Origin of the sequence: Sinorhizobium meliloti (genome assembly GCF_017876815.1) — a bacterium.
Classification (GTDB): domain Bacteria; phylum Pseudomonadota; class Alphaproteobacteria; order Rhizobiales; family Rhizobiaceae; genus Sinorhizobium; species Sinorhizobium meliloti.
The window spans coordinates 576,744-600,125 of sequence record NZ_JAGIOS010000002.1 but is presented as its reverse complement, the minus strand read 5'-3'; the positions used below and the strand labels follow the sequence as shown (position 1 = coordinate 600,125).

The 23,382-nt window shown below is 64.3% G+C and carries 22 protein-coding genes; 17 read left to right on the top strand and 5 right to left on the bottom strand.

Features of this window, described 5'->3' with window-relative positions:
- Positions 1-94: 94 nt before the first annotated feature.
- Positions 95-994 (top strand): LysR family transcriptional regulator, encoded by a 900-nt coding sequence (locus JOH52_RS21750; protein ID WP_010976207.1) that lies wholly within the window; start codon positions 95-97, stop codon positions 992-994.
- A 126-nt stretch (positions 995-1,120) separates the two neighbouring features.
- On the opposite strand, the gene JOH52_RS21745 is transcribed toward JOH52_RS21750, so the two are convergent.
- Positions 1,121-1,942: an IclR family transcriptional regulator gene (locus tag JOH52_RS21745; protein ID WP_013850362.1), complete on the bottom strand. Its 822-nt coding sequence runs from the start codon at positions 1,940-1,942 to the stop codon at positions 1,121-1,123.
- Positions 1,943-2,111: 169 nt separating this feature from the next.
- On the opposite strand from JOH52_RS21745, the gene gcl reads away from it, so the two are divergent.
- The 7 genes from gcl to JOH52_RS21710 all read left to right on the top strand — a co-directional run bounded on the left by gcl (position 2,112) and on the right by JOH52_RS21710 (position 9,198).
- Positions 2,112-3,896 (top strand): glyoxylate carboligase, encoded by a 1,785-nt coding sequence (gene gcl, locus JOH52_RS21740; protein ID WP_013850363.1) that lies wholly within the window; start codon positions 2,112-2,114, stop codon positions 3,894-3,896.
- Positions 3,897-3,950: 54 nt separating this feature from the next.
- Positions 3,951-4,766, top strand: coding sequence for a hydroxypyruvate isomerase (gene hyi, locus JOH52_RS21735; RefSeq protein WP_014530154.1), 816 nt, complete (start codon positions 3,951-3,953; stop codon positions 4,764-4,766).
- Positions 4,767-4,771: 5 nt separating this feature from the next.
- Complete coding sequence (locus JOH52_RS21730; RefSeq protein ID WP_010976203.1) at positions 4,772-5,656, top strand: 2-hydroxy-3-oxopropionate reductase; 885 nt, start codon at positions 4,772-4,774, stop codon at positions 5,654-5,656.
- A 114-nt stretch (positions 5,657-5,770) separates the two neighbouring features.
- Positions 5,771-7,039: a glycerate kinase type-2 family protein gene (locus JOH52_RS21725; RefSeq protein ID WP_014530155.1), complete on the top strand. Its 1,269-nt coding sequence runs from the start codon at positions 5,771-5,773 to the stop codon at positions 7,037-7,039.
- A 47-nt stretch (positions 7,040-7,086) separates the two neighbouring features.
- Positions 7,087-7,578: an ureidoglycolate lyase gene (locus JOH52_RS21720; RefSeq protein WP_010976201.1), complete on the top strand. Its 492-nt coding sequence runs from the start codon at positions 7,087-7,089 to the stop codon at positions 7,576-7,578.
- Positions 7,579-7,676: 98 nt separating this feature from the next.
- Positions 7,677-8,597 (top strand): DUF930 domain-containing protein, encoded by a 921-nt coding sequence (locus tag JOH52_RS21715; protein WP_041862619.1) that lies wholly within the window; start codon positions 7,677-7,679, stop codon positions 8,595-8,597.
- 25 nt (positions 8,598-8,622) lie between these two features.
- A complete protein-coding gene (locus JOH52_RS21710) occupies positions 8,623-9,198 on the top strand; it encodes a DUF1349 domain-containing protein (RefSeq protein ID WP_010976199.1) in 576 nt (191 codons plus the stop codon).
- Between the two features lie 32 nt (positions 9,199-9,230).
- Here JOH52_RS21710 and JOH52_RS21705 read toward each other — a convergent pair whose 3' ends face one another.
- The gene (locus JOH52_RS21705) at positions 9,231-10,250 is read right to left on the bottom strand and encodes a LacI family DNA-binding transcriptional regulator (RefSeq protein ID WP_010976198.1); all 1,020 of its coding nucleotides are present in this window, start codon (positions 10,248-10,250) and stop codon (positions 9,231-9,233) included.
- Between the two features lie 211 nt (positions 10,251-10,461).
- On the opposite strand from JOH52_RS21705, the gene JOH52_RS21700 reads away from it, so the two are divergent.
- From JOH52_RS21700 to JOH52_RS21690, 3 genes are read left to right on the top strand one after another with little or no spacing between them, the layout of a single operon-like run.
- The gene (locus JOH52_RS21700; RefSeq protein ID WP_014530157.1) at positions 10,462-12,042 is read left to right on the top strand and encodes a sugar ABC transporter ATP-binding protein; all 1,581 of its coding nucleotides are present in this window, start codon (positions 10,462-10,464) and stop codon (positions 12,040-12,042) included.
- Entirely contained in the window at positions 12,039-13,361 is a 1,323-nt protein-coding gene (locus JOH52_RS21695) for an ABC transporter permease (RefSeq protein ID WP_014530158.1), read from the top strand. The genes JOH52_RS21700 and JOH52_RS21695 overlap by 4 nt, the downstream gene beginning before the upstream one ends.
- A complete protein-coding gene (locus JOH52_RS21690) occupies positions 13,358-14,326 on the top strand; it encodes a substrate-binding domain-containing protein (protein WP_010976195.1) in 969 nt (322 codons plus the stop codon). The genes JOH52_RS21695 and JOH52_RS21690 overlap by 4 nt, the downstream gene beginning before the upstream one ends.
- Positions 14,327-14,442: 116 nt before the next feature.
- On the opposite strand, the gene otnK is transcribed toward JOH52_RS21690, so the two are convergent.
- Genes otnK through ltnD form a run of 3 tightly spaced genes read right to left on the bottom strand, consistent with a single transcriptional unit; the run spans position 14,443 to position 17,417 of the window.
- Entirely contained in the window at positions 14,443-15,720 is a 1,278-nt protein-coding gene (otnK, locus tag JOH52_RS21685; RefSeq protein WP_010976194.1) for a 3-oxo-tetronate kinase, read from the bottom strand.
- Positions 15,721-15,723: 3 nt separating this feature from the next.
- The gene (gene otnI, locus JOH52_RS21680; protein ID WP_014530159.1) at positions 15,724-16,500 is read right to left on the bottom strand and encodes a 2-oxo-tetronate isomerase; all 777 of its coding nucleotides are present in this window, start codon (positions 16,498-16,500) and stop codon (positions 15,724-15,726) included.
- 11 nt (positions 16,501-16,511) lie between these two features.
- Positions 16,512-17,417 (bottom strand): L-threonate dehydrogenase, encoded by a 906-nt coding sequence (gene ltnD, locus JOH52_RS21675; protein WP_041862621.1) that lies wholly within the window; start codon positions 17,415-17,417, stop codon positions 16,512-16,514.
- Between the two features lie 142 nt (positions 17,418-17,559).
- Between ltnD and JOH52_RS21670 the strand changes: the two genes are divergently transcribed.
- From JOH52_RS21670 to JOH52_RS21645, 6 genes are all read left to right on the top strand, one after another.
- Positions 17,560-18,564: a LacI family DNA-binding transcriptional regulator gene (locus JOH52_RS21670; protein ID WP_014530161.1), complete on the top strand. Its 1,005-nt coding sequence runs from the start codon at positions 17,560-17,562 to the stop codon at positions 18,562-18,564.
- Between the two features lie 16 nt (positions 18,565-18,580).
- A complete protein-coding gene (otnC, locus tag JOH52_RS21665) occupies positions 18,581-19,258 on the top strand; it encodes a 3-oxo-tetronate 4-phosphate decarboxylase (protein WP_014530162.1) in 678 nt (225 codons plus the stop codon).
- 299 nt (positions 19,259-19,557) lie between these two features.
- Entirely contained in the window at positions 19,558-20,322 is a 765-nt protein-coding gene (locus JOH52_RS21660) for a FadR/GntR family transcriptional regulator (RefSeq protein WP_014530163.1), read from the top strand.
- 44 nt (positions 20,323-20,366) lie between these two features.
- Positions 20,367-21,350 (top strand): D-erythronate dehydrogenase, encoded by a 984-nt coding sequence (gene denD / locus JOH52_RS21655; protein WP_014530164.1) that lies wholly within the window; start codon positions 20,367-20,369, stop codon positions 21,348-21,350.
- A 1-nt stretch (position 21,351) separates the two neighbouring features.
- On the top strand, positions 21,352-22,128 hold the full coding sequence (locus tag JOH52_RS21650) for an SDR family oxidoreductase (RefSeq protein WP_014530165.1): 777 nt from the start codon (positions 21,352-21,354) through the stop codon (positions 22,126-22,128).
- 84 nt (positions 22,129-22,212) lie between these two features.
- Positions 22,213-23,277, top strand: coding sequence for an ABC transporter ATP-binding protein (locus tag JOH52_RS21645; RefSeq protein WP_014530166.1), 1,065 nt, complete (start codon positions 22,213-22,215; stop codon positions 23,275-23,277).
- Positions 23,278-23,382 lie beyond the last annotated feature (105 nt).

The window sequence follows — 23,382 nt, the reverse complement described above, 5'->3', positions numbered from 1 at the left end:
CCTCTCTGCAACGACTTTACCGGCTTGCTCCGCGATACGTCCAATATATTGTTCAACTCGATCCAGAGTAACAATGTATCGATAGGGCTATGCCATGGAGCTACGTCACCTGCGCTATTTCGTTGCGGTTGCCGATGCCGCAAGTTTTACGGCAGCCGCCAGGGGCCTCAACATCTCCCAGCCGCCGTTGAGCCAGCAGATCAGGGATCTGGAAGCGGAAGTCGGCACGCGGCTGTTCGAGCGTTCCAGCCGCAATGTCGAGCTGACCGAGGCGGGCGCCAACTTTCTCGAACATGCCCGGATGATTCTCGGTCAGGTCGAGCACGCGGTTCAGCAGGCGCGCGCCATCGGTTCCGGGCAGGTAGGAACGCTGAACATAGCGACGACCGGCTCGGTGCTGCTGGGGCCGTTGTCCAACCTGATCGCGCGGTTCCGGGGTGCATGGCCCGGCGTGTTCGTCCGTATCCATGAAATGGACCCCGAGGCGCAGGAGGCGGCCTTGCTTTCCCATCGCACCGACCTCAGTTTCGTGCGCCGGCCTCGAAACAATCCGGACCTCGTTGCGCATGTCGCCTGGCACGAGAAGGTGGGCGTGGCCCTGCCCGAACACCATCGCATGGCGGGTTCAGAGACGATCGAGCTCGGTGATCTGCGAAAGGAAAACTTCGTCTTTCTGAGGCTCGCGGACTCCCGCTTTGCCCGCTACCTGCATGATTGCTGCGTGGCGGCGGGGTTCGTACCTGATATCACGAACGAGGTGGTGGAATCCTATTCCCTCACCAGCCTCGTTGCCGCGGGGCTCGGCGTGGCACTCGTCCCGGAATGCATCAGCACTCTTTCGCGGCCGGGCGTCGTCTACCGGCCGCTCGCCGAGCCGGCGCCGGAAGCCGACGTGTACGTCATCAGCCGGCCGAACCCCGGACCCGTCATCGCTGCCTTTCTGGAGGCAGCGCAAGGCTCGCCGGATAACGGGATCGATGCCGAGGTGGGATAGGTGAAGGTCCGCGAGTCCCCTTCGCCCCGCTTGCGGGGAGAAGGTCGCCGGCAAGCCGGATGAGGGCGCGCCGCGGATACTGACTTCGAAGCACAGCACACAAGAGTAGCTGGATGCGAAGCGCCTTCAGCCTTCTTCCGGCCTGTGCCCGCCGATCGCGCGCGTCAACTCGTCCGCCATGCGGCGCACGGCGGGGCCGAGGACGCCGAGTCTCTCGTCGTCGATGCGGACGGTGGGGCCGGAGATGGAGATGCCGCCGATCGCCTCACCGTACTCGTTGAAGAGCGGGGCGGCGATGCAGCGCATGCCGAGCGTGTGCTCTTCGTCATCGACCGACCAGCCGCGAAAGCGGATCTCCTGAACGTTGCGGATCAGGTCCGGCAGCGTGGCGAGCGTCCGCCCGGTAAAGCACGCGAGCGTTCTGCCGCTCAGGGTCTTGGCGATCTCCGTATCGGACCAGGTCGAAAGAATGGCCTTGCCGATGCCGGAAGCGTGGATCGGCCCCCGCCGCCCGGGACGGAAGAAGGCGCGCATCGGCGCGTGGCTTTCGACCTGGGAGATGAAAACCACGTCGCCGTCTTCCTCTATGCCGATATTCGCCGTCTCGCCGCTTTCGTCCATGAGCCGCTTCAGGAACGGACGGCTGATCGTGCCGAGCTTGCGAAAGCGCAGGAAGGCGTTGCCGATCTCGAACGCCTTGACGCCGACGGTCCACGTGCCGGCCTCCGCGTCGTTCGCCACCATCCCGTGCTGGGCGAGCGACGTCAGCAGCCGGTGCACGGTCGAAGGCGCCATGCCTGACCGCTCCGAAAGTGCGGTCAAGGTCGAGCCGTCGCCTTCGGCGATGATCGCCAGCAGGGACAGGCTCCTGTCCAGCACCTGAACGGAAGCCGGCGCGGCGTTCTCTCCCGCCTTGCGCCCCCTCTTCCCCTTGCCGTTCGCCTCCATGCCAGTCTCCAAATCAGTTGCCGCCTGAGATCATGCTCTACAGCCATTGCATCCGATTTTCTCCTATTTGTTGAAAATCTTTATTTCCATACAATGGGAATGATTTCCATAAATGCGTTGAAATGGATGCGGCATGGATTTACCTTCCATTCAAACAGGAGGAGTTCCCATGGCCAAGATGCGCGCAGTCGATGCAGCGGTTTATGTTCTGGAAAAAGAAGGGATCGATTGCGCCTTCGGCGTACCCGGCGCGGCGATCAATCCATTCTACTCGGCCCTGAGGGCGCGCGGATCGATCCGTCACATACTCGCTCGCCACGTCGAAGGCGCTTCGCACATGGCGGAGGGCTACACCCGCGCCAGGCACGGCAATATCGGTGTCTGCATAGGAACCTCCGGGCCGGCCGGCACGGACATGATCACCGGCCTCTATTCGGCATCCGCGGACTCAATCCCGATCCTCTGCATCACCGGGCAGGCGCCGCGTGCGCGTCTCGACAAGGAGGACTTCCAGGCGGTCGACATTGCGAAGATCGCGGCGCCGGTCACCAAATGGGCGGTCACCGTCATGGAGCCGGCGCTGGTCCCCTTCGTCTTCCAGAAGGCCTTCCACCTGATGCGCTCGGGTCGGCCCGGGCCGGTCCTCATCGACCTGCCGGTCGACGTCCAGCTTGCCGAGATCGAATTCGATCCGGAAACCTATGAGCCCCTTTCCGCCTACAAGCCTGCCGCCACCCGTGCGCAGGCCGAAAAGGCGCTCGCCATGCTCAACGAGGCAGAAAGGCCGCTGATCGTCGCCGGCGGCGGCATCATCAATGCGGACGCCTCCGATCTCCTTACCGAATTCGCCGAGATCACCGGCGTTCCGGTCGTTCCGACGCTGATGGGCTGGGGCGTCATCCCGGACGACCACCCGCTGATGGCGGGCATGTGCGGCCTGCAGACCTCGCATCGTTACGGCAATGCGACGCTGCTCGCCTCCGATTTCGTCTTCGGCATCGGCAATCGCTGGGCAAACCGCCACACCGGCAACATCCCGACCTATACGGAAGGCCGCAAGTTCATCCATGTCGATATCGAGCCGACGCAGATCGGCCGGGTCTTCGCACCCGATTTCGGCATCGTCTCCGACGCGGGTGCCGCGCTCAAGCTCTTCCTCGACGTCGCGACCGAATGGAAGACGGCCGGCAAGCTGCGCGACTGGTCGGCCTGGGCCGAGGAGTGCCGCGAGCGCAAGCGGTCGATGCTGCGCAAGACCCATTTCGATCAGACCCCGCTGAAACCCCAGCGCGTCTACGAGGAGATGAACAAGATTTTCGGCCGCGACACCTGCTACGTCTCGACCATCGGCTTGAGCCAGATTGCCGGCGCGCAATTCCTACACGTCTACAAGCCGCGCAACTGGATCAATTGCGGCCAGGCCGGTCCGCTCGGCTGGACTCTGCCGGCAGCACTCGGCGTGCGGGCCGCCGATCCGAACCGGCAGATCGTTGCTCTTTCCGGCGATTACGATTTCCAGTTCCTGATCGAGGAACTCGCGGTCGGCGCCCAGCACAAGCTGCCTTACCTGCATGTCGTCGTGAACAATTCCTATCTCGGGCTTATCCGTCAGGCCCAACGCGGCTTCAACATGGATTTCGAGGTCAGTCTGGCCTTTGAAAACATCAATGCCGACGGCGACGCGGAGAAGGGTTACGGGGTCGACCACGTGGCGGTTGCCGAGGGGCTCGGCTGCAAGGCGATCCGTGTCAGGAGCCCGAATGAATTCGCCGACGCCTTCGACCGGGCGCAGGCGCTGATGGAAGAGCACCAGGTGCCCGTCGTCATCGAGTTCATCCTGGAGCGCGTCACCAACATCGCCATGGGCGCGGACATCAACGCGGTCGTCGAGTTCGAGGAACTCGCCGAGCGCGGCGAGGATGCCCCGACCGCGATTGCCGCCCTTCTCGATTGAAGAACGTCCTACGCGGTTCCGCCCGCATCCCGCTTACCACAGAGGAGTGATCGCATGCCGAGATTTGCTGCGAACCTGACGATGCTGTTCAACGAGGCGCCGTTTCTCGACCGTTTCGCACTGGCCGCCAGGGCGGGTTTCGAAGGCGTTGAATATCTCTTTCCCTACGACTTCGATAAGACGGCGCTGCGCGGCGAACTCGACCGCCACGGCCTGACGCAAGTGCTGCACAACCTGCCGGCCGGCGACTGGGCCGGCGGCGAACGGGGCATCGCGATCCTGCCGGATCGGATCGACGAATTCCGCAAGGGGGTCGCAACGGCCATCGACTATGCGACTGCGCTCGGCTGCCGCCAGGTCAATTGCCTCGTGGGGATTGCCCCGGACGGTGTACCCGACAGCGTGCTGCGCACGACCCTCGTCGCCAATCTGAAGCTTGCGGCGGCCGAACTCGGCAAGTGCGGCATCCGCCTTCTGATCGAACCGATCAACCGCTTCGATATCCCCGGCTTTTATCTCAACACGGTCGGGCAGGCGTCGTCGATCATCGAGGAGGTCGGGAGCGATAACCTCTTCATCCAGTACGACCTCTACCACCAGCAGCGCACCGAGGGCGAACTCGTCGGCACCTACAGGCGCTACCGCGAAAAGATCGCGCACATACAGCTTGCCGACAATCCCGGACGCAACGAGCCGGGGACCGGCGAGATCAACTACCCCTTCGTCTTCGACGCATTGGAAGCCAGCGGCTACGACGGCTGGATCGGGTGCGAATACAAGCCGCTGACGACAACGGCGGAAGGACTTGGGTGGCTCGGCACCGAGCGCCAGCGCAAACAATCCGCAGACATCATCCAAATCAGGAGCTAAGCACGATGGCATCTATCGGTTTCATTGGACTGGGTATCATGGGCACGCCGATGGCGCGCCACCTTCAGGATGCCGGCCACGAGATCATCACGTCGAAATTCGTCATCCCGCCGCGCCAGGAGCTCGTCGAGAACGGGCTGGAAATCGTCGAAACGCCTAAGGCGCTCGCGGAGACGGTCGACACGATCATCCTCATGCTACCGGATACGCCGGAAGTGAAGGACGTCCTGTTCGGTGAGAATGGCGTCTACTACGGCCTAGGCGAGGGCAAGCTCGTCATCGACATGAGCTCCATCTCGCCGATCGAGACGAAGGAGTTCGCCAAGAAGGTCCGTGAAACCGGTGCCGAATATATCGACGCGCCGGTTTCCGGAGGCGAGGTCGGCGCCAAGAACGCCTCTCTCAGCATCATGGCCGGCGGCAAGCCGAGCTCCTTCGAACGCGCCCTGCCGCTCTTCAAGCTGATGGGAAAGAACATCACGCTCGTCGGCGATTGCGGCGACGGCCAGGTCACCAAGGTCGCAAACCAGATCATCGTGGCGCTGACCATCGAGGCAGTCTCCGAGGCGCTGGTCTTCGCGTCCAAGGCAGGAGCCGATCCGGCCCGCGTCCGTGAGGCACTGATGGGCGGCTTTGCATCGTCGCGCATCCTCGAAGTCCATGGCGATCGGATGATCAAGCGTACCTTCGAGCCGGGCTTCCGCATCTCGCTGCACCAGAAAGACCTGAATCTCGCGCTGCAGGGAGCGAAAAGCCTCGGCATCTCGCTGCCGAACACGGCGGCCACCCAGGAACTCTTCAACAATTGCGCCGCCAATGGCGACAGCGGGCTCGACCATTCCGGGCTCGTGCGGGCGCTCGAGCGGATGGCGAACCACGAGGTCGCATAAGTCGCGATCGAGGACGCGCATGATCGGCCGGCGGCCTCATCCGCCGTGGAGATCATGCATCCGGGCGGCGGAAGGAGGAGCCGCCGCCCGCGCATTTCTCAAACGGGAGGAACAATGGCCGCCATCGCCAACCCGCGTCAATTCCTGGAGAGCCTGTTCGCCTCTGCCGTGTCCGCCGCTGATCCGGAACGAGTCATCGCCGCAAATCTGCCGGAGCGGCCGAAGGGGCGCACGGTCGTCATCGGAGCCGGCAAGGGCGCTGCTCAGATGGCCCGGGCGCTCGAATCCGTCTGGGAGGGGCCGCTCAGCGGCGTGGTCGTCACGCGCTACGGCTTCGGTGCGCATTGCAAGAATATCGAGGTGCTCGAAGCCTCCCATCCCTTGCCGGACGAGGGCGGGCTGAAGGCGTCGAAGCGGCTCCTCGCGGCGGTCAGCGGCCTGACCGGGGACGACCTGGTCGTGGCGCTGATCTGCGGCGGTGGTTCGGCGCTCCTGCCCGCACCGCCACCGGCGCTTTCGCTCGAGGATGAAATTGCCGTCAATCGGGCGCTTCTCGCGTCAGGCGCGCCGATCAGCGCGATGAACGCGGTACGCAAGCACGTTTCCTTGATCAAGGGCGGCCGCCTGGCCGCTGCGGCCCATCCGGCCAGGGTCGTCTCCCTCGTCGTCTCCGATATTCCCGGCGACGACGCGGCGCTGGTCGCATCCGGCCCGACGATCGCCGACGCAGCCAGCCGCGAGGACGCCCTGAAGATCGTCGAGCGCTATCGTCTCGCTTTGCCGGAAAAGGTCATGCGCTGGCTGGCAAGCGCTGCTGCGGATGCGCCGAGACCTTCCGATCCGCGCTTTGCCCGCAACGAGGTGCAGCTGATCGCTTCGGCAGGCGTCTCGCTGGAGGCCGCGGCGTCCAGGGCCCGGGCCGCGGGTATCGAGGCCGTCATTCTTTCCGATGCGATCGAAGGGGAGGCGCGCGACGTCGGGCTTGTTCATGCGGCGATTGCGCGCGAGACGGCGCTGCGCGGCCGGCCCTTTCCGAAGCCCGCCCTCCTGCTCTCGGGCGGCGAAACGACGGTGACGGTCCGGGGCGAAGGACGCGGCGGGCGCAACAGCGAGTTCCTGCTGTCGCTGGCGCTCGGCATAGACGGCATCGGCGGGATCTCGGCGCTCGCTGCGGACACCGACGGCATCGACGGATCCGAGGACAATGCCGGCGCCTTCGCCGATCATACGACGATCGCCCGCCTGCTGGCGCGGCGCCTGGATGCCGCTGCGCTGCTTCACAAAAACGACAGCTGGGCGGCCTTCGATGCGCTTGGAGACCTTTTCAAGCCGGGCCCGACCGGCACGAACGTCAATGATTTCAGGGCGGTGCTGATCCAGTGATCGGTGCCGGCGCCCAAAGACAATTGGTCCACCAGGGAGGAAAGACCATGATACCTCTACCGATCCGCCCGCTTTCGCACAGCGAGTTCGCACCCTTCGGCGATGTCATCGAGCCTGACGACGCGAAGAGCTTTCCGATCAACGCCGGCAAATGCATCCGCTATCACGACCTTGCGAGGGTGGAGACGAGCGGCCCGGAAGCCCGAACGCTGGTCAGCCTCTTGAAGGGCGAACCCTATGACATCCCATTGACGCTGAAGATGGTGGAACGGCATCCGCTCGGAAGCCAGGCCTTCATCCCGCTGACGGGAAATCCCTTCCTCGTGGTCGTGGCGCCCGACGAAGGCGGGGAGCCCGGCGAGCCGATCGCCTTCGAGACCGGGCCGGGCCAGGGGGTCAACATCGCGCAAAATGTCTGGCACGGAATTCTGACGCCGCTTCGTTCGACCTCCGAATTCGTCGTCATCGACCGCGGCGGCAGCGGATGTAATCTCGAGGAGCATTTCTTCGAAAAGCCTTACCAGGTCGAATACGCTTGACCGACGCGCGTCCCGCACTTGTTGCGGGGCGCTCGAACTCTTAGGTTCGGTGCTTCCGAGTCCGTGACCTTTGAGCAATGCAGCACTTCGCCAGGAAAATGTGGGGAGAAACCGGTTGGGGCATGCCGACCTCGCTCGCCCTGCACCTGGCGCTCGCCTTTCTGCTGCTGGTTCGGCTGCCGGATTTGTCTGCGCCGGCAAAGGAACAAAGCGTCAGCGTCGAGCTCGTTCCGCAGCCGAAGAGTGCGGAAAAGCCCGAGCAAAAGCCGAACGCGGCCAAGAGCGAGCAGGCGCGCCCTCAGCCTGAGGCGTTCGAGTCGGCGGCAGCGCCGGCCGAAAAGGAAAAGCCTCCTCAGCCCGAGTTGCCTCCGGCCGCGCCGAAGAAGACCGAAACGCCGAGCGAGACGCCGGAGGCCTCGCGGCGCGCCCCGGCAAAGACGGAGAATACCGCCAGCGAAAAGCCGGCGGAAAGCAGGACAGCGCTTGCGGAATTGCGCGTCGATGCCCGGAGCGCAGCGAACGAGGCGGCCGACGCTGCAGCCGCGCCGCCGGCTGCAGCTGTTCCCCAGGAGAAACCGGTTCTGGAGGAAGCAAGGGCGGAGCCGACGCAGCCACCCGAGGCGAAGGCCGAGCGCGAGGCGAGCCAGCTCGTCCAGGCGAAGGAACTCTATTCTGAAAACGCCCTGTCGGACCCGCGCGTGAAACAGGCGATCGGCAGGCTGCCGCCGAAAAAGCGGATCGTACAGCTCTGCAGCATCGAGGCGCTCGAGCAGGTGCGGCGCGAAATGCCCGGTGCATTTCCGGACATGCTCGTTCCCTTCGGCCCTTCCGGGGGCTTCATCTCGGAAACGGGACTGAACGCCGATGGCGGCGCCTTCCGCAGCCGGTCGACATGGTACGCCATCGACTTCAAATGCGAAGTGAGCCCCGAGACGACATCGGTCACTTCCTTCAGCTTCGCGATCGGCAAGGCGATCCCGAAGAGCGAGTGGGGTGCGCGACAACTGCCGAGCAATTAAACAGTGGGATGGATGGAGGGACTGAATGGCAAGCGCGTATCGCTGGTTGAACGAGCCGGCAAGCTGGGAGGGCGACGAACGCGATCTGTCGCTCAAGACCGACGGCAATACGGACTTCTGGCGCGAAACCTTCTACGGCTTCGTGCGCGATAGCGGACATGCCTATCTTCGTCCGGTTTCTGGCGATTTCACCGCCTCGGCGACGATCGTCGGTCAGTATGAGCAGCTTTACGATCAGGCCGGTCTGATGCTGCGGGTCGACGAGCAGAACTGGATCAAATGCGGTATCGAATATACCGACGGGCTGATGCATTTCAGCGTGGTCGTGACGCGGGGAGTATCGGACTGGTCGGTCATCCCGTTGCACGCCAAGGCGCCTTCGGACCCGCTGGAGGTGCGGCTGACGCGGCATGGGGATGCGGTGCGGGTGCAATTCCGCTTTGGCGAGGAACGCTGGCAGATGGCGCGGCTCTGTCCCTTTTCCGCCGCCGATGCCGAGGTCGGTGTCACTGCCTGCTCTCCGGAGCGCGCAGGCTTTGCGGCAAGGTTCCGCGACTTGAGTCTCGGCCCGCCGATCGCTCGCGCCTTGCACGACGACTGAAGTCCCGACACCGGGGCTTCTGGGAAACTAGGTCAGGCGATCGCGCGCGGCGCCAGGCTGCCGACCGGCCGGCAGGAGTCGCGGATTACCAGTCTTCCCTGGAGCACGAGCCTTCGCGGCGCTTCCGGGCTGGCGCCGGAAAGGCGGTCGAGCACGAGCTGTGCGGCCTGTTCGCCGATCGCCTGGACCGGCTGGGCGATCGTCGTCAGATGCGGCTGGAAGACGTCCGCCCAGGGAAAATCGTCGAAGCTTGCGACCGAAACGTCGTCCGGGCAGTGAAGGCCGATATCCCGGATCGCCTTCATCACCCCGATGACCATCAGATTGTTGGCAGAGAAAATCGCCGTTGGACGCTCGGGACTCGTCAGCAGCTGGAGCGCGGCGGTATAGGCGTCCTTCTCCCGAAAATTGCCGATCCGGATCAGGTCCTCCTCGCAGGGGAGCCCCGCCGCCTCCAACGCTGCCCGATAGCCGGCAAGACGCTCCCGTCCAGTGGACGTGTCGAGGGAGCCGGAAATATAGCCGATGCGCCGATGGCCGAGGCCGAGCATATAGATGGTTGCGTCCTGAACCGCGCGGCGATTGTCGAGCACGACCGCATCGGTGTCGATGCCGTCGCAAAGCCGGTCGATCAGCACGGTCGGAAGATTGGCGCTCGCGATCATGCGTTTCAGCGTCTCGTCGTCTCCGGCGGGCGCGATGATCAGGCCGTCCACGCTCCGGTCGATCAACAGGGCGATCTGCTCGTCCTGCAGGGCGACGTCCTCGTCGTTGCAGCAGAGCATCACGGCGTAGCCGGCCCGATGCAGCACGTCCTGGATGACGGCCACGACATCGGTGAAGAACGGATTGGTGATATCGGCAACCATCAGGCCTACGGTGCGGGTCGTGCCGAGCTTGAGGCTGCGGGCGATGGCGTTGCGCTTGTAGCCTATGAGGCCGATCGCCTGCTCGATGCGGTTGCGCAATTCCGGACTGACCGGGGCCGAACCGTTGATCACGGCCGAGACCGTCGCCACGGAGACATGCGCCGCCTTGGCGACGTCGAGCATGGTCGGTGCACCGGACTTTCTTGAATTTCGTCGTTGCTGCATCTCGCCCGAAACGTTTTGATGATTTGCTCGCTAAACTGTATTTGAATCGCTGAAATTACGCAATGCAGGCCGGAGCGCCCCGCTTGACAGTGTCGAAACGTTTAGAATAGGCTGCGGGAAATAGGCGAATAGAGCGTCAGATGTCGGCGGTAGGGAGGCTGCCAATATCATGCGCGATGCTATCCCCCGTGATTCGGTCACCACTGAATCCGACCGGCCAATTCTGGCGGCCGAAGCGATCTCGAAATCGTTCGGCGGCGTCGCGGCGCTCAAGGATGTGCGCTTCGAACTGCGCGCGGGCGAAATCCATGCGCTCATGGGCGAGAACGGCGCCGGCAAGTCGACGCTGATGAAGGTCCTGTCCGGCGTCTACCCGGACTACCAGGGCACCGTCCGCGTCGATGGAGAAACCGCCCGCTTCTCCAATGTGCGCGACGCCGAGGCAGCCGGGATCGCCATCATCCATCAGGAACTCAACCTCGTCCCCGAACTCGGCGTCGCCGACAACATCTTTCTCGGCCGCGAACGGGTGATCGCCGGTCTTTTCGTGGATCGCAAGGCGAGCCTGGAGGCCGCACGAGGGCTGTTGAACCGCCTCGGGATCGAGCTCGACCCGGAGGCGCGCGTGGGGCAATTGCGGGTCGGCGAGCAACAGCTCGTCGAGATCGCGAAGGCCCTGTCCGTGGAAGCGCGCATTCTGATCATGGACGAGCCGACCTCGGCGCTTTCGCCCGGCGAGTGTCGGCGCCTCTTCAAGATCATGCGGCAACTCGCAGCCGACGGCGTCGGCATCATCTATATTTCGCACCGGATCGACGAGGTCATGCAACTCAGCGACCGGGTCACCGTCTTCCGCGACGGCCGTCATGTCTGGACCCGGCCGATGGCCGGACTGGACGAGAATACGATCATCGCCGCAATGGTGGGCCGCAACCTCCTCGATGCGCACCGGCCCGACCAGGGCAAAGGCGGCGGCGAGCCCGTCCTTTCGGTCAGGGACCTGTCGCTTGCCGTATCCGGACGCCATGGCTGGCGCGACGTGCTGACGGGGGTGAGCTTCGACGTTCGCGCCGGCGAGATCCTCGGCATCGGCGGCTTGCTCGGCGCGGGGCGCACGGAAATCCTGGAGACGATCTTTGCATCGAATGAAGGCCTTCGCGGCGGCGAAATCCGGCTGGACGGCATCGCCGTCAATATCCGTTCGCCACGCGATGCTCGCCGCCTCGGTTTTGCTCTGGTGACGGAGGACCGCAAGGCGAAGGGGCTGCATCTTCATGAATCGATCAGAGACAATGTGGCCCTGCCGCTTGTTGGAAGGCTCGCACGATTCGGCCTGCGCTCCTTCGAAGGCGAGCGTGCGCTTGCGAAAGGGGCGGTCGATGCGCTCGGCGTTCGCTGCGCCGGGACCGGTCAGGCGGCCGGAACCCTCTCCGGCGGCAACCAGCAGAAGGTCGTCATCGGCAAGTGGCTGGCGACCGGTCCGCGTGTCCTTCTTCTCGATGAGCCGACGCGCGGCATCGACGTCGGTGCGAAGCGCGAGATCTATGATCTCATCTTCAAGCTCGCCGGCGACGGGCTGGCGATCGTGGTGGTCAGTTCCGAATTGCCGGAGCTTCTGCTCCTCGCTGACCGCATTCTGGTGATGGCCGAGGGGCGGCAGACCGGACTCATCTCCCGGGAGGAGGCGAGCGAGGAGCGCATCATGCAGCTCGCCGCACCGCGGAGCGCGCGCGGAAGGGCGGTTGCATGAATTTCCTGAAGGCTCTCTCGCGCACGAAACTCTATTGGGGGCTGATCGCCATTTTCCTGATCGGAGTCCTGTCCTCACCGCTGACGTCATCGGGCAGGAACATCTTTCTCTCCTCCGGCAATCTCCTCGACGTGTTGCGGCAGGTATCGACCACCGGGCTGATCGCCACCGGCATGACGGCCGTCATTCTGACCGGCGGCATAGACCTTTCTGTCGGCTCGCTGATGGCGATCTGCACCGTCGTCTGCGCGATGCTCTTGACCGTTCCGGGGGACACGGCCGCCCTCTATCTGGGGCTGCCGGCCGTCGGGCTTGCCGTCCTGGTCGTCGGTGCGGCGGCCGTACGCTTCGTCTTCCTGAATATCGAGAAATCCCGTGCGGGCGTGACGCATATCCGCGACATCCAGCTTGACCGGAGACGCGGTACCGTTCTGCCTGCCGCAGCCGGCATCGTTCTCTGTGCCCTGGTTCTGAGCTTCCTCTTGCCTCAGATGCAGACGAAATTCGGCGTGCTCGGCGTTCTGCTCGTTGCGCCGGCGGTCGGCCTCATGTTCGGCGCAGTCAACGGCGTGATCATCGTGGTCGGACGGTTGCAGCCATTCATCGTCACGCTTGCCATGATGGTCACGGCGCTCGGCATCGCCCGGCTCACCGCCGGGCAGAACAACGCCGTTCTGCCGGTCTATACCGGCAGCAATGCCACCGCCGACTTCGATATGCTGCGGCAGCTAGTCTTCGGCATCGTGCCGATGCCCGGCATATTCTTCATCGTCGCGATTCTTCTCTACGGTGCGGTGCTGCGCTTCACGCCTTTCGGACGTTATGTCTACGCCATCGGCGGAAACGAGGAGGCGGCGCGCCTTTCCGGCATCAATGCGGGCCGGGTGAAGATCGTCACCTATGCGGTATCGGGTCTTCTCGCGGGCATCGCAGCGGTGCTCTATGTGGCGCAGTACCGCCAGGGCAAGCCGGACGCTGGCGCGGGCCTCGAACTGGATGCGATCGCGGCAGTGGTCATCGGCGGGACGAGCCTGATGGGAGGACGCGGGAGCCTTGCCGGGACGTTCTGCGGCGTCCTGATCTTCGGCCTGCTCTCCAACATCCTGCAGCTCCACAACATCAATTCCAATCTTCAGCTGGTGCTGAAGGGCGTGATCATCATCGGCACCGTGCTCGTTCAGGAGCGCAATGCCTACGATCTTCTCGCGCAGTTGCGGCTGCCGGGCGCAAGCCGGCGCCCGGCTCAAGGAGACACGTCCGTGGAGGAGCGGACGTCGAGAGAGTCGCTGTCCATAACAATGGGAGGAAAGAAGAAATGAAACGCCGTGACATTCTGAAACTGACGGCGGTCGCCGCCGTGCTCGCCGCGACGACCGCGCTCATGCCGGCGGACGACGCCCTGGCCCAGGACAAGAAGTTTCGCATCGGCTTCAGCCAGGCGACGACGATCGAGCCGTGGCGCGCGCAGTTCAACAAGGACATCATCGCCGAGGCGGCAAAGCATCCGGATGTCGAGCTGATCATAACCGACGGTGAGGACAGGACGGAAAAGCAGGTGGCCGACGTCGAGAACCTCATTCGCCAGGAGGTGGACGCATTGCTCGTATCGCCGAAAGAGTCCGCAGGGCTCACCGGCGTGGTGCAGCAGGCGATCGATGCCAAGATCCCGGTCTTCGTTCTCGACCGCAATGTCGAGACCGACCAGTACACCCAGTTCGTCGGCGGCGACAACAAACTGATCGGCCGCGCGGCCGGCGAGTATGCGGTCGAGCTTCTCGGCGGCAAGGGCAAGGCTGAAGGCAATATCGTCGAGATATGGGGCGGCATGGGTACCCAGCCGGCGCATGACCGCCACGACGGCTTTCACGAGTTCACCGACAAGGAGCCCGGCATCAAGAACCTGCTCGATCAGCAATCCGGCGACTGGAAGCAGGACCAGGCCTACAACATCATGGCGACGGCGCTGCGCAACAACGAGAAGATCGACCTCGTATACGGCCACAACGATCCGATGGCCTATGGCGCCTATCTGGCGGCGAAGGACGCAGGCCGTGAGAAGGAAATGAAGTTCATCGGCATCGATGCGCTCCCGAACGAAGGCGTGACCTGGGTCAACAACGGCGAACTGACCGCGACCTTCCTCTATGCGACGCCGGGAGCGGAGGGTCTGCGCCAGGCGGTGAAGTTCCTGAAGGGGGAAAAGGTCGAAAAGACCGTCACGCTCGACACGATGAAGGTGACCAAGGAAAACGCCGCGCAGATCCTGAAGGACAACGGCCTTTAAGAGCCCTAGCGCGGACGCGCTGCGGCAAACGCAAAGTCTGCATGCTCTCCTCGGTCCGATTTGAGGAAGCGTGCAGCGGGCGGGCGGCGGATACGAGGGACCGCCCGCCTTACCTCTCATCGCATCATCGACAGCGCCGTGGCGAAGAAATCCTCGCCGCCGAAATTGCCCGATTTCAGCGTCAGCAACATGTCGTTTCCGCCAGTGCCGATCGTCCTCAGCAGAGGGACGCCGGGGGCGATCTCCGGACCGATCAGGAAAGCCGGGATGCCGAGCCTGTCGACGGTTGCGCCGGAGGTCTCTCCGCCGGCGACGACGAGGCGTCTCACGCCGCGCTCGACCAGTTCGCCCGCGATCGCGGCGGTTGCCGTCTCGACCGCGTGCCCGGATGCCTCTCGCCCGTATCGCGCCTGCAAACGCGAAACGACCTCAGGTGCGGCGCTCGCGGCGATGGCCACCGGGCCCTCGCCAATCCGTTCCCCGGCCCAGGCAATCGCTGCGGAAATCTCGTCCGATCCGGCGAGGAGCTTTTCCGTGTCGAGCCGCAGCACCGGCATATGCAGTTCCGCCGCATCGAGCTGCTTCAGCGTTGCCGCCGAACAACTGCCTGCGACCACCGCGGCAAGACCGCCGACGGGGCGGATGGCTTCGTTTTCCCCGTCGCTTGCCGAAGCCCGGCCGGAGCGTAGAAGCGCGCGGGCGAGGCCGAGGCCGAGGCCCGACGCGCCGGTCGAAACGGGCATTTCGAGCGCTGCCTTTCCGAGCGTTTCGAGATCGCGTTCGAAAACCGCATCCGCGATCGCCGCGGCGGCACCTTCGGCGCGTAACCGATCGAGCCGCGCCCTTACCGCATCGGCTCCGTCCGTCACGGTCGGCAGGTCGATGAGGCCGACCTTGCCGCGCGATTGGCGGGTGAGCACCCTTGCCAGGTTGGCATCCCGCATCGGGTTGAGGGGATGGTCTTTCAACGGGCTTTCGTCGAGCGGCTGGCCGTTGACGAAAAGATGGCCGAGATAGACGGTGCGTCCCGTTTCCGGAAAGGCCGGCGTGACGAGGGCGATGTGGCCGCCCGAGACGCTCAGAAGCGCTTCGGTCACCGGCCCGATATTACCGAGATCCGTCGAATCGAAGGTAGAGCAGATCTTGTAGAGCACATGGCCGGCGCCGCGGCCACGCAGCCAGCTTTCGGCCTCGAGGGCGGCGGCCACGGCGTCCTTCGCTGCGACCGAGCGGATCTTCAGGGAAACGACCACTGCATCGACGTCGGGAAGGGCGAGCGACGGATCGGGAATGCCGACCGTCTGCACGGTGCGAAGCCCGTTCTTCGTCAGCGTGTTGGCGAGATCGGAGGCGCCCGTGTAGTCGTCGGCGATCGATCCGAGCAGGATTGTCATGGGTCAGCTCCGTCGAAAGGGTTTGAACCAGCCGAGGCCGTCGAGCGTCTGGCCGCGCGGGTTGTATTCGCAGCCGACGAAGCCGCCATAGCCGAGCCGGTCGATTTCTTCAAAGAGGTAGTGATAGTTCAACTCCTCGCCATCCGGCTCGTGCCGCGAGGGCACGCTGGCGATCTGGATATGGCCGGTGAACGGCATAAGGTGGCGGAGTGCCATTGCGACGTCGCCGTGCAGGATCTGCCGGTGATAGATGTCGAATTGCAGCTTGAGGTTGGGGAGCGCGAGCTCGGCGATGAGCCGCTCGGCGGTCCCGAAATCGTTGAGGAAATATCCCGGCATGTTGCGGCCGTTGATCGGTTCGATGAGGAGATCGATGCCCTCGTCGGCCAGGCGCTCGGCGGTACAGGCGACCGAGCGGCGGTAGCAGGATGCGGCCTCGCGGTCGCGCGGATCAGCAAGACCTGCCATCAGGTGCAGGCGCTTGGCGCCGGTCGCGGCCGCGTAGTCGAGCGCCTTGTCGACATCCGATTTCAACGCATTGAAGCGGCCGGGCAGGGCGGCGATGCCGCGTTCGCCGGCTGCCCAATCGCCCGGCGGCAGGTTGAACAGTGCCTGCTCGAGACTGTTGCGGGCAAGCCGTTCGGCGATCGCTTCCGGCGGCACCTCGTAGGGAAAAAGATACTCGACGGCTGCGAACCCGGCGTCGGCGGCCGCGTCGAAGCGGTCGAGGAACGGCAACTCGGTGAACATCATCGTCAGATTGGCGGCAAAAACGGGCATGCGCGTCTTCCTTATGGATTATTCGTGCCGGGCAGCGTGGCCCCGGAGAGCTGGGCGTAGAGCCGCGCGAGGGAGGAGTCGTCGTCGCGCCCCATGCCTGCGCCCGAGGCTGCAAGATACATCTGCAGTGCGGCCGCCACGAGCGGCACCGGATAGCGCTCCGCGCGCGCCATATCCTGGACGATGCCGAGGTCCTTCACGAAAATCTCGATGGCGCTCAGCGGGGCGTAATCTCCCGCGAGCACATGCGGGATGCGGTTTTCGAACATCCAGGAATTGCCGGCCGAAGCGGTGATCACCTCGTATACTTTGTCGAGGTCCAGCCCCTGTTTGGCCGCGAAGGCGATCGCTTCGCAGGCGGCCGCAATGTGCACGCCGGCGAGAAGCTGGTTGATCATCTTGAAGGCGGCGCCGGTCCCGGCGGTCCCGCCGAGTTCGTAGACCTTGGCGGCCATGGCGTCGAGGGCCGGTCGGGCGGCTGCGAAGGCCTGCGGCGAACCCGAAGCCATGATCGTCAGTTCGCCCTTAGCCGCCTTTGCGGCGCCGCCTGAGATCGGCGCGTCGAGATAGTGAAGCCCGAGTGCTTCGAGCCGCTGCGCCAGGTCGCGCGCGATCGCCGGATCCATGGTCGCAGACGATATGAAGGCGGCACCGGGCTTCATGGCGCCTGCGACGCCATTTGGACCGAACAGAACGGCTTCGGTCTGCGCGCCGCTCACGACGACCGAAACGATGATGTCGGCGCCCGTCACGGCCTCGCCTGGCGTTCCCGCTCCGCGACCGCCGTCGGCGACGAAACGCTCCACTGCGGGCGGGGCAACGTCGTAGCCCAAGACGTCGAGGCCCGCGGTTTTCATCGAGCACGCCATACCGAAGCCCATCGAGCCGAGCCCGAGCACTGCGATCTTCGATGCCATTTCGTCTCCTCCAGTTGCCAGGGCACCCGTTCTAGTGAGCTTTGGCAGCGCTGCCAACCAAAATTGGTAGCGCTGCCAAAAATTTCCGCCTATGAAGGCGATCAGACCCTGAACGGCCACGTCAAACTGGAACAGGCGCGAAGTGACGACGGACTTCAAGCAGCAGACGACCGTAACGCTTGCAGAGGTGGCGGAAGCCGCGGGTGTGGGCGAGAGCACGGTTTCCCGCGTGCTGCGCAATCACGGCTCGTTCTCCGGCAAGGCCCGGGAGCGCGTGTTGGATGCGGTCGAGCGGCTTGGCTACGTCCCGAACCGGATCGCCGGCACCCTGGCCTCGGCCGGGTCCCGCCTCGTCGCCTTCGTCATCCCGTCGCTCACCAACATCGTGTTCCCGGACGTGCTGCGGGGTGCAGGCGCCGTTCTGGAGGAAAATCGCTATCAGGCCGTCTTTTCCGTGACGGACTATGAGCCGGAGCGCGAGGAGGCCCTTGTCGCCGCCATGCTCGCCTGGCGGCCCACGGCGGTGATGCTTGCCGGCTTCGAGCATACGGAGGGCACGCTCAAGATGCTGCGGGCGAGCGGCTGTCGTGTCGTCGAACTGCTCGACATCGACGGGACCGCCATAGACCTGGCGGTCGGCTTTTCCAATCGCGAGGCGGGTCGCGCAAGCGCCGAATTCCTGTTGAAGCGAGGTTATCGCCGGATCGGCTATGTCGGCCACGATCTCGGCCGAGACACGCGCGCCGGCAAACGCTTCGAGGGCTTTCGTGAAGCGCTGAACCTGGCCGGCGTCCCCCTCGTGGATCGGGAAATCCGGGCGGGCGCTTCTTCGGTCGGGAACGGGCGGGCGGGACTCGAGCAGCTTCTTCGAAGGGCTCCGGGGCTCGATGCGGTCTATTTCTCGAACGACGACATGGCGCTCGGCGGATATTTTCATTGTCTTGCACGCACCATTCCCGTTCCCACCAGGCTCGCCCTTTTCGGCCACAACGGCCTCGACATCGGCCAGGCCACGCCGCAACCTCTGACGACCATTCGTACGCCTCGCGTCGCGACGGGAAAGCTGGCGGCTGAGTTGGTCATCAACGATCACCCGTCCCACGTCGCCGATCTTGGATTTGAACTTATCGAAGGCGCTACAGCCTGAACGGAAAGGACCACCAATGTCAGAAACGCGTCTTCGCGAAGAAATCTGCCGCTACGGCCGGTCCCTCTTCGAGCGGGGCCTGACACCCGGCTCTTCCGGAAACATATCGATGAGACTCGAAGACGGCGGCTGGCTGGTGACGCCCACCAACGCCTCGCTCGGCTTCCTCGACCCCGCGCGCATTTCGCGGCTCGATGCCGGCGGCCGGCTCGTCTCGGGCGACAAGCCGACGAAGGAGATTCCCCTTCATTCCGCCCTCTACGAAACGCGCGGCAGCGCCCGTGCGATCGTGCATCTCCATTCGACCCACGCGGTCGCGCTGACGATGTTGCCGGAGATCGATCCGCGGGCGGCCCTTCCGCCGATGACGCCCTATTACCTCATGCGGGCCGGGGAGACGGCGCTCGTGCCCTATTACCGCCCCGGAGACCCGGCCGTCGCCGATGCGATCCGCGGGCTTGCGGGCAGATATTCCTCCGTGCTGCTCTCCAACCACGGGCCGGTCGTCGCCGGCGACAGTCTGGAGGCAGCGGTCTTTGCGACGGAGGAACTGGAGGAGACAGCCAAGCTCTACCTGCTGCTGCGCAACCTCAATCCGCGCTACCTGAGCCCGCAGCAAGTGGCCGATCTTGTCGAAACGTTCAGCCTCGACCTGCCGTCGCTCGGCGACCACGAGGGGCATGATCACGGATAGAGTGCCTCCGAGCGGCTATTCTCAACCGGTCTGAGCCTGGACTTGCCCCTCGCCCCGCAGGCGGGGAGAGGGAACTTAGGCGGGCGACGCGGGTCCCCTTCGCCCGGCGTGCGGGGAGAAGGTGCCGGCGGGCGGATGAGGGGCGGCCGAGCTCTCCTATCCCACGGCGCTGCACAACGGAGCCGTGCATTTTTGGTGCGCTGCCGCAACGAACCTCCCTTGACCGCGCGCTCCCATAGGCACTCTATTTGTAATACTGATCTGCTGGACCAACCAGTGGATCAGTTGGAGGCGCCGCGGTGAATGGAAGTCCAATCCTCACGCATATGCCTAAAGTCGGGAAGAGCCTCGAGCGCCGTACCGCGCGCGACCTCATTGCCGACAAGCTTATGGTGCTGGTTGCGACCAACATGCTGAGGCCGGGCGATGTGCTGCCGGGCGAACGCGAGCTTGCGAGCGTGCTCCATGTGAGCCGCGAGACGGTGCGCGGCGCAATCCAGACGCTGGCGGCGCGCGGTGTGGTCGAGGTGTCGCAAGGAAGCCGAACGCGCGTCGGGAATGTCGATCTCAGCCATGTCACAGTGACGATCGCTTCCCCGAACGCGATCGACAGCTACGATCTCGAGGACGTTCACGCCGCAAGGCTTCACATCGAGTTGAAGGTGGTCGGCGACGCGGCAGAGAACATCGATGAAGAGGCGCTGCGCAAGCTTGACAGCCTTCTGGACGCGCAGAAGATCTGCGGCGACGACGCGATGCGCTTTCTGATTTGCGACCGCGAGTTCCATGTGGCGATCTACCGGGCCTGCGGCAATCCGCTGCTCTCCGATTTCGTCACCGACCTTTACACCTATATGATGGACTACCGGCGAAGCGCCATGTCACGGCCCGGAGCAATCGAAGCGAGCTACAAGGATCACAGCGACATCGTCGCCGCCTTGAGGCAGCATGACCGGGCGGCCGTCGTCGCCGCCTTTCACCATCATCTGATCCGGATCTATGAGACGACGAAGGCTTTGCTGGCGGACGAGCAGGCAAACGGAGCGAACAGAAAGTCAAGCTGAGCCAGGACTGCCCGGGTGGCCGAACAGGAGGAGGTTCGCCGAAAATGCATGTAATGGTCATTGGTGCCGCCGGCATGATCGGCCGGAAGCTGGTCGAAAGGCTGGCCGCGGAGCCCGGTTCGCTAGGACGCGAGATCGCCAGCCTGACATTGGCGGACGTGGTGGAGCCGCCCCTGCCGCCGGCATTTTCGTCGCTTGCGACGACGCTTGCGATCGACCTGTCCAGCGAGGGCAGCGCAGAGCGCCTGATCTCCTCGCGGCCGGACGTGATCATCCATCTCGCGGCGATCGTCTCGGGAGAGGCGGAGGCCGACTTCGACAAAGGCTACCTGGTCAATCTCGACGGCACACGCGCGCTCTTCGAGGCGATCCGCCGCGAGGGACAACGCGAGCGCTACCTCCCGCGCGTCCTCTTCGCCTCCTCTATCGCCGTCTTCGGCCAGCCGTTTCCGGAAAGGATCGGCGACGAGTTCTTCACCACGCCGCTGACCAGCTACGGGACGCAAAAGGCGATCTGCGAGCTGCTGCTCGCCGACTATACCCGCCGCGGCTTCTTCGACGGTATCGGCATCCGGCTGCCGACCATCTGCATTCGGCCCGGAAAGCCGAACAAGGCCGCATCCGGCTTCTTTTCCAACATCCTGCGCGAGCCGCTCGTCGGCCAGGAAGCTATCCTGCCGGTGGCCGAAAATGTCCGGCACTGGTTCGCGAGCCCGCGCTCGGCCGTGGGCTTCTTCATCCACGCGGCGCGAATGGATACGGGTGTCATGGGGCCGCGGCGCAACCTCACCATGCCGGGCTTGTCGGCGCTGGTCGGCGAGGAGATCGAGGCACTCGGCCGTATTGCCGGCCAGAAGGCCGTGGGCCTCATCCGACGCGAGCCGGATCCGGTCATCCAGACGATCGTCTCCGGCTGGGCGACCGACTTCGATGCCCGCCGTGCGCGGGAACTCGGCTTCACGGCCGAGAGCAGCTTCGACGAGATCATCCGCATCCATATCGAAGACGAACTCGGAGGGAGGGTCTGAGATGGCGCAAGGGAAGGGATCGGGCGAGGGCAGGATCGCGCTGGTCACGGGCGGCGGGACCGGTGTCGGCCGCGGCATCGCCCAGGCTTTGAGTACTGAAGGCTACAGCGTCGTCATCACCGGCCGCCGTCCGAATGTGCTCGAGGCTGCGGCCGGCGAAATCGGCGGGCTGACCGGCAATATCGTCCGCGCGGTCGTCTGCGATGTCGGCAATCCGGATCAGGTCGCGGCTCTCTTTGCGGCTGTCCGGGCGGAATTCGCCCGGCTGGATCTCCTCGTCAACAATGCCGGCTCTAACGTGCCGCCCGTGCCCCTCGAAGAGGTGACCTTCGAACAGTGGAACGGTATCGTCGCGGCGAATCTGACGGGCGCCTTTCTGTGCACGCAACATGCCTTCCGGCTGATGAAGGCGCAGACGCCGCGCGGGGGCCGGATCATCAACAACGGCTCGATTTCCGCGCAGACGCCGCGGCCTAATTCGACGCCCTATACCGCGACCAAGCACGCCATTACCGGCCTCACGAAATCGACGGCGCTCGATGGCCGGATGCACGACATCGCCTGTGGCCAGATCGACATCGGCAATGCCGCGACCGACATGACCGCGAGGATGAGCACCGGCGTGCTGCAGGCCAATGGCGAGGTTGCGGCGGAGCCGACGATACCGATCGAGCACATCGCCGAGGCGGTCGTCTACATGGCGAGCCTGCCGCTCTCGGCCAATGTTCTCACGATGACCGTGATGGCGACCAGGATGCCGCTGGTCGGCCGCGGATAAAAAGAGGTTTTCAGCCTGGCGCGGTCGCGCAAACGATGATTTGGGCGGACGCAAGGATAAAGATCAGTTCTGGGAGGAACGCAAATGGCAGGCGTGGATTTTGTCGATGTCCGGAAGTCCTTCGGTGCTTTCCCTGTCATCAAGGGCGTGAACATCGAGATCGAGGATGGCGAGTTCGTCATTCTCGTCGGCCCTTCCGGTTGCGGCAAATCCACCTTGCTCCGGATGCTGGCGGGCCTCGAAAACATCACCGCCGGCGAAATTCGCATCGGCAACCAGGTGGTCAACCGCTTGCCGCCGAAGGACCGCGACATCGCCATGGTGTTCCAGAATTATGCGCTCTATCCGCATATGACGGTCGCCGACAACATGGCCTTCTCGCTGATGCTGGCAGCGAGACCGAAATCCGAAATCGACAAACGCGTCGGTGTGGCGGCCGAAATTCTTGGCCTTTCGAAGCTGCTGGACCGCTATCCGCGTCAGCTTTCCGGCGGTCAGCGCCAGCGCGTCGCCATGGGGCGGGCGATCGTGCGCGACCCGCAGGTGTTTCTCTTCGACGAACCGCTTTCCAATCTCGATGCCAAGCTGCGCGTCGCCATGCGCGCCGAGATCAAGGAACTGCACCAGCGGCTGAAGACCACGACCGTCTACGTGACGCATGACCAGATCGAGGCGATGACCATGGCCGACAAGATCGTCGTCATGCATGACGGCATCGTCGAGCAGATCGGCGCACCGCTCGAGCTCTACGACAACCCCGCCAATCTCTTCGTGGCCGGTTTCATAGGCTCGCCTGCGATGAACATGCTCAAGGGCCGCCTCGATCCGGCCGATCCGAGTGTCTTCCTCACGGCCGACGGAACGGCTCTGCCCGTGGCGCGGCCGGCAGCCGCCCAGGGGCGCGATCTCGTCTACGGACTGAGGCCCGAATACATGGCTCTCGATCCGAACGGGCTGCCGGCCGAAATCGCGGTGATCGAGCCGACCGGCTACGAGACGCAGTTGATCGCAAGGCTCGGCGGCCACGATGTGACCTGTGTTTTCCGCGAGAGGGTGAATGCCAAGCCCGGCGAAACGATCCATCTCGCAATCGATGCCGCGCATGTGCACTTGTTCGACGCCGGAACCGGACGGCGGCTGGTCGCCTGACGTCGCTGACGAAGGGAGGAGCCTTCGTGGGCCAATAAAGATGCCAGGCAGTGGCCGGCATCGCTCAAGCCGCATTCGCCAAGCGGGACGGTGAATGCGGAGAAA

Coding starts and splice junctions, on each gene's coding strand:
- JOH52_RS21750 (WP_010976207.1), top strand. CDS start 95: ATGGAGCTACGTCACCTGCGCTATTTCGTTGCGGTTGCCGATGCCGCA.
- JOH52_RS21745 (WP_013850362.1), bottom strand. CDS start 1,942: ATGGAGGCGAACGGCAAGGGGAAGAGGGGGCGCAAGGCGGGAGAGAAC.
- gcl (WP_013850363.1), top strand. CDS start 2,112: ATGGCCAAGATGCGCGCAGTCGATGCAGCGGTTTATGTTCTGGAAAAA.
- hyi (WP_014530154.1), top strand. CDS start 3,951: ATGCCGAGATTTGCTGCGAACCTGACGATGCTGTTCAACGAGGCGCCG.
- JOH52_RS21730 (WP_010976203.1), top strand. CDS start 4,772: ATGGCATCTATCGGTTTCATTGGACTGGGTATCATGGGCACGCCGATG.
- JOH52_RS21725 (WP_014530155.1), top strand. CDS start 5,771: ATGGCCGCCATCGCCAACCCGCGTCAATTCCTGGAGAGCCTGTTCGCC.
- JOH52_RS21720 (WP_010976201.1), top strand. CDS start 7,087: ATGATACCTCTACCGATCCGCCCGCTTTCGCACAGCGAGTTCGCACCC.
- JOH52_RS21715 (WP_041862619.1), top strand. CDS start 7,677: ATGTGGGGAGAAACCGGTTGGGGCATGCCGACCTCGCTCGCCCTGCAC.
- JOH52_RS21710 (WP_010976199.1), top strand. CDS start 8,623: ATGGCAAGCGCGTATCGCTGGTTGAACGAGCCGGCAAGCTGGGAGGGC.
- JOH52_RS21705 (WP_010976198.1), bottom strand. CDS start 10,250: ATGCTCGACGTCGCCAAGGCGGCGCATGTCTCCGTGGCGACGGTCTCG.
- JOH52_RS21700 (WP_014530157.1), top strand. CDS start 10,462: ATGCGCGATGCTATCCCCCGTGATTCGGTCACCACTGAATCCGACCGG.
- JOH52_RS21695 (WP_014530158.1), top strand. CDS start 12,039: ATGAATTTCCTGAAGGCTCTCTCGCGCACGAAACTCTATTGGGGGCTG.
- JOH52_RS21690 (WP_010976195.1), top strand. CDS start 13,358: ATGAAACGCCGTGACATTCTGAAACTGACGGCGGTCGCCGCCGTGCTC.
- otnK (WP_010976194.1), bottom strand. CDS start 15,720: ATGACAATCCTGCTCGGATCGATCGCCGACGACTACACGGGCGCCTCC.
- otnI (WP_014530159.1), bottom strand. CDS start 16,500: ATGCCCGTTTTTGCCGCCAATCTGACGATGATGTTCACCGAGTTGCCG.
- ltnD (WP_041862621.1), bottom strand. CDS start 17,417: ATGGCATCGAAGATCGCAGTGCTCGGGCTCGGCTCGATGGGCTTCGGT.
- otnC (WP_014530162.1), top strand. CDS start 18,581: ATGTCAGAAACGCGTCTTCGCGAAGAAATCTGCCGCTACGGCCGGTCC.
- denD (WP_014530164.1), top strand. CDS start 20,367: ATGCATGTAATGGTCATTGGTGCCGCCGGCATGATCGGCCGGAAGCTG.
- JOH52_RS21650 (WP_014530165.1), top strand. CDS start 21,352: ATGGCGCAAGGGAAGGGATCGGGCGAGGGCAGGATCGCGCTGGTCACG.
- JOH52_RS21645 (WP_014530166.1), top strand. CDS start 22,213: ATGGCAGGCGTGGATTTTGTCGATGTCCGGAAGTCCTTCGGTGCTTTC.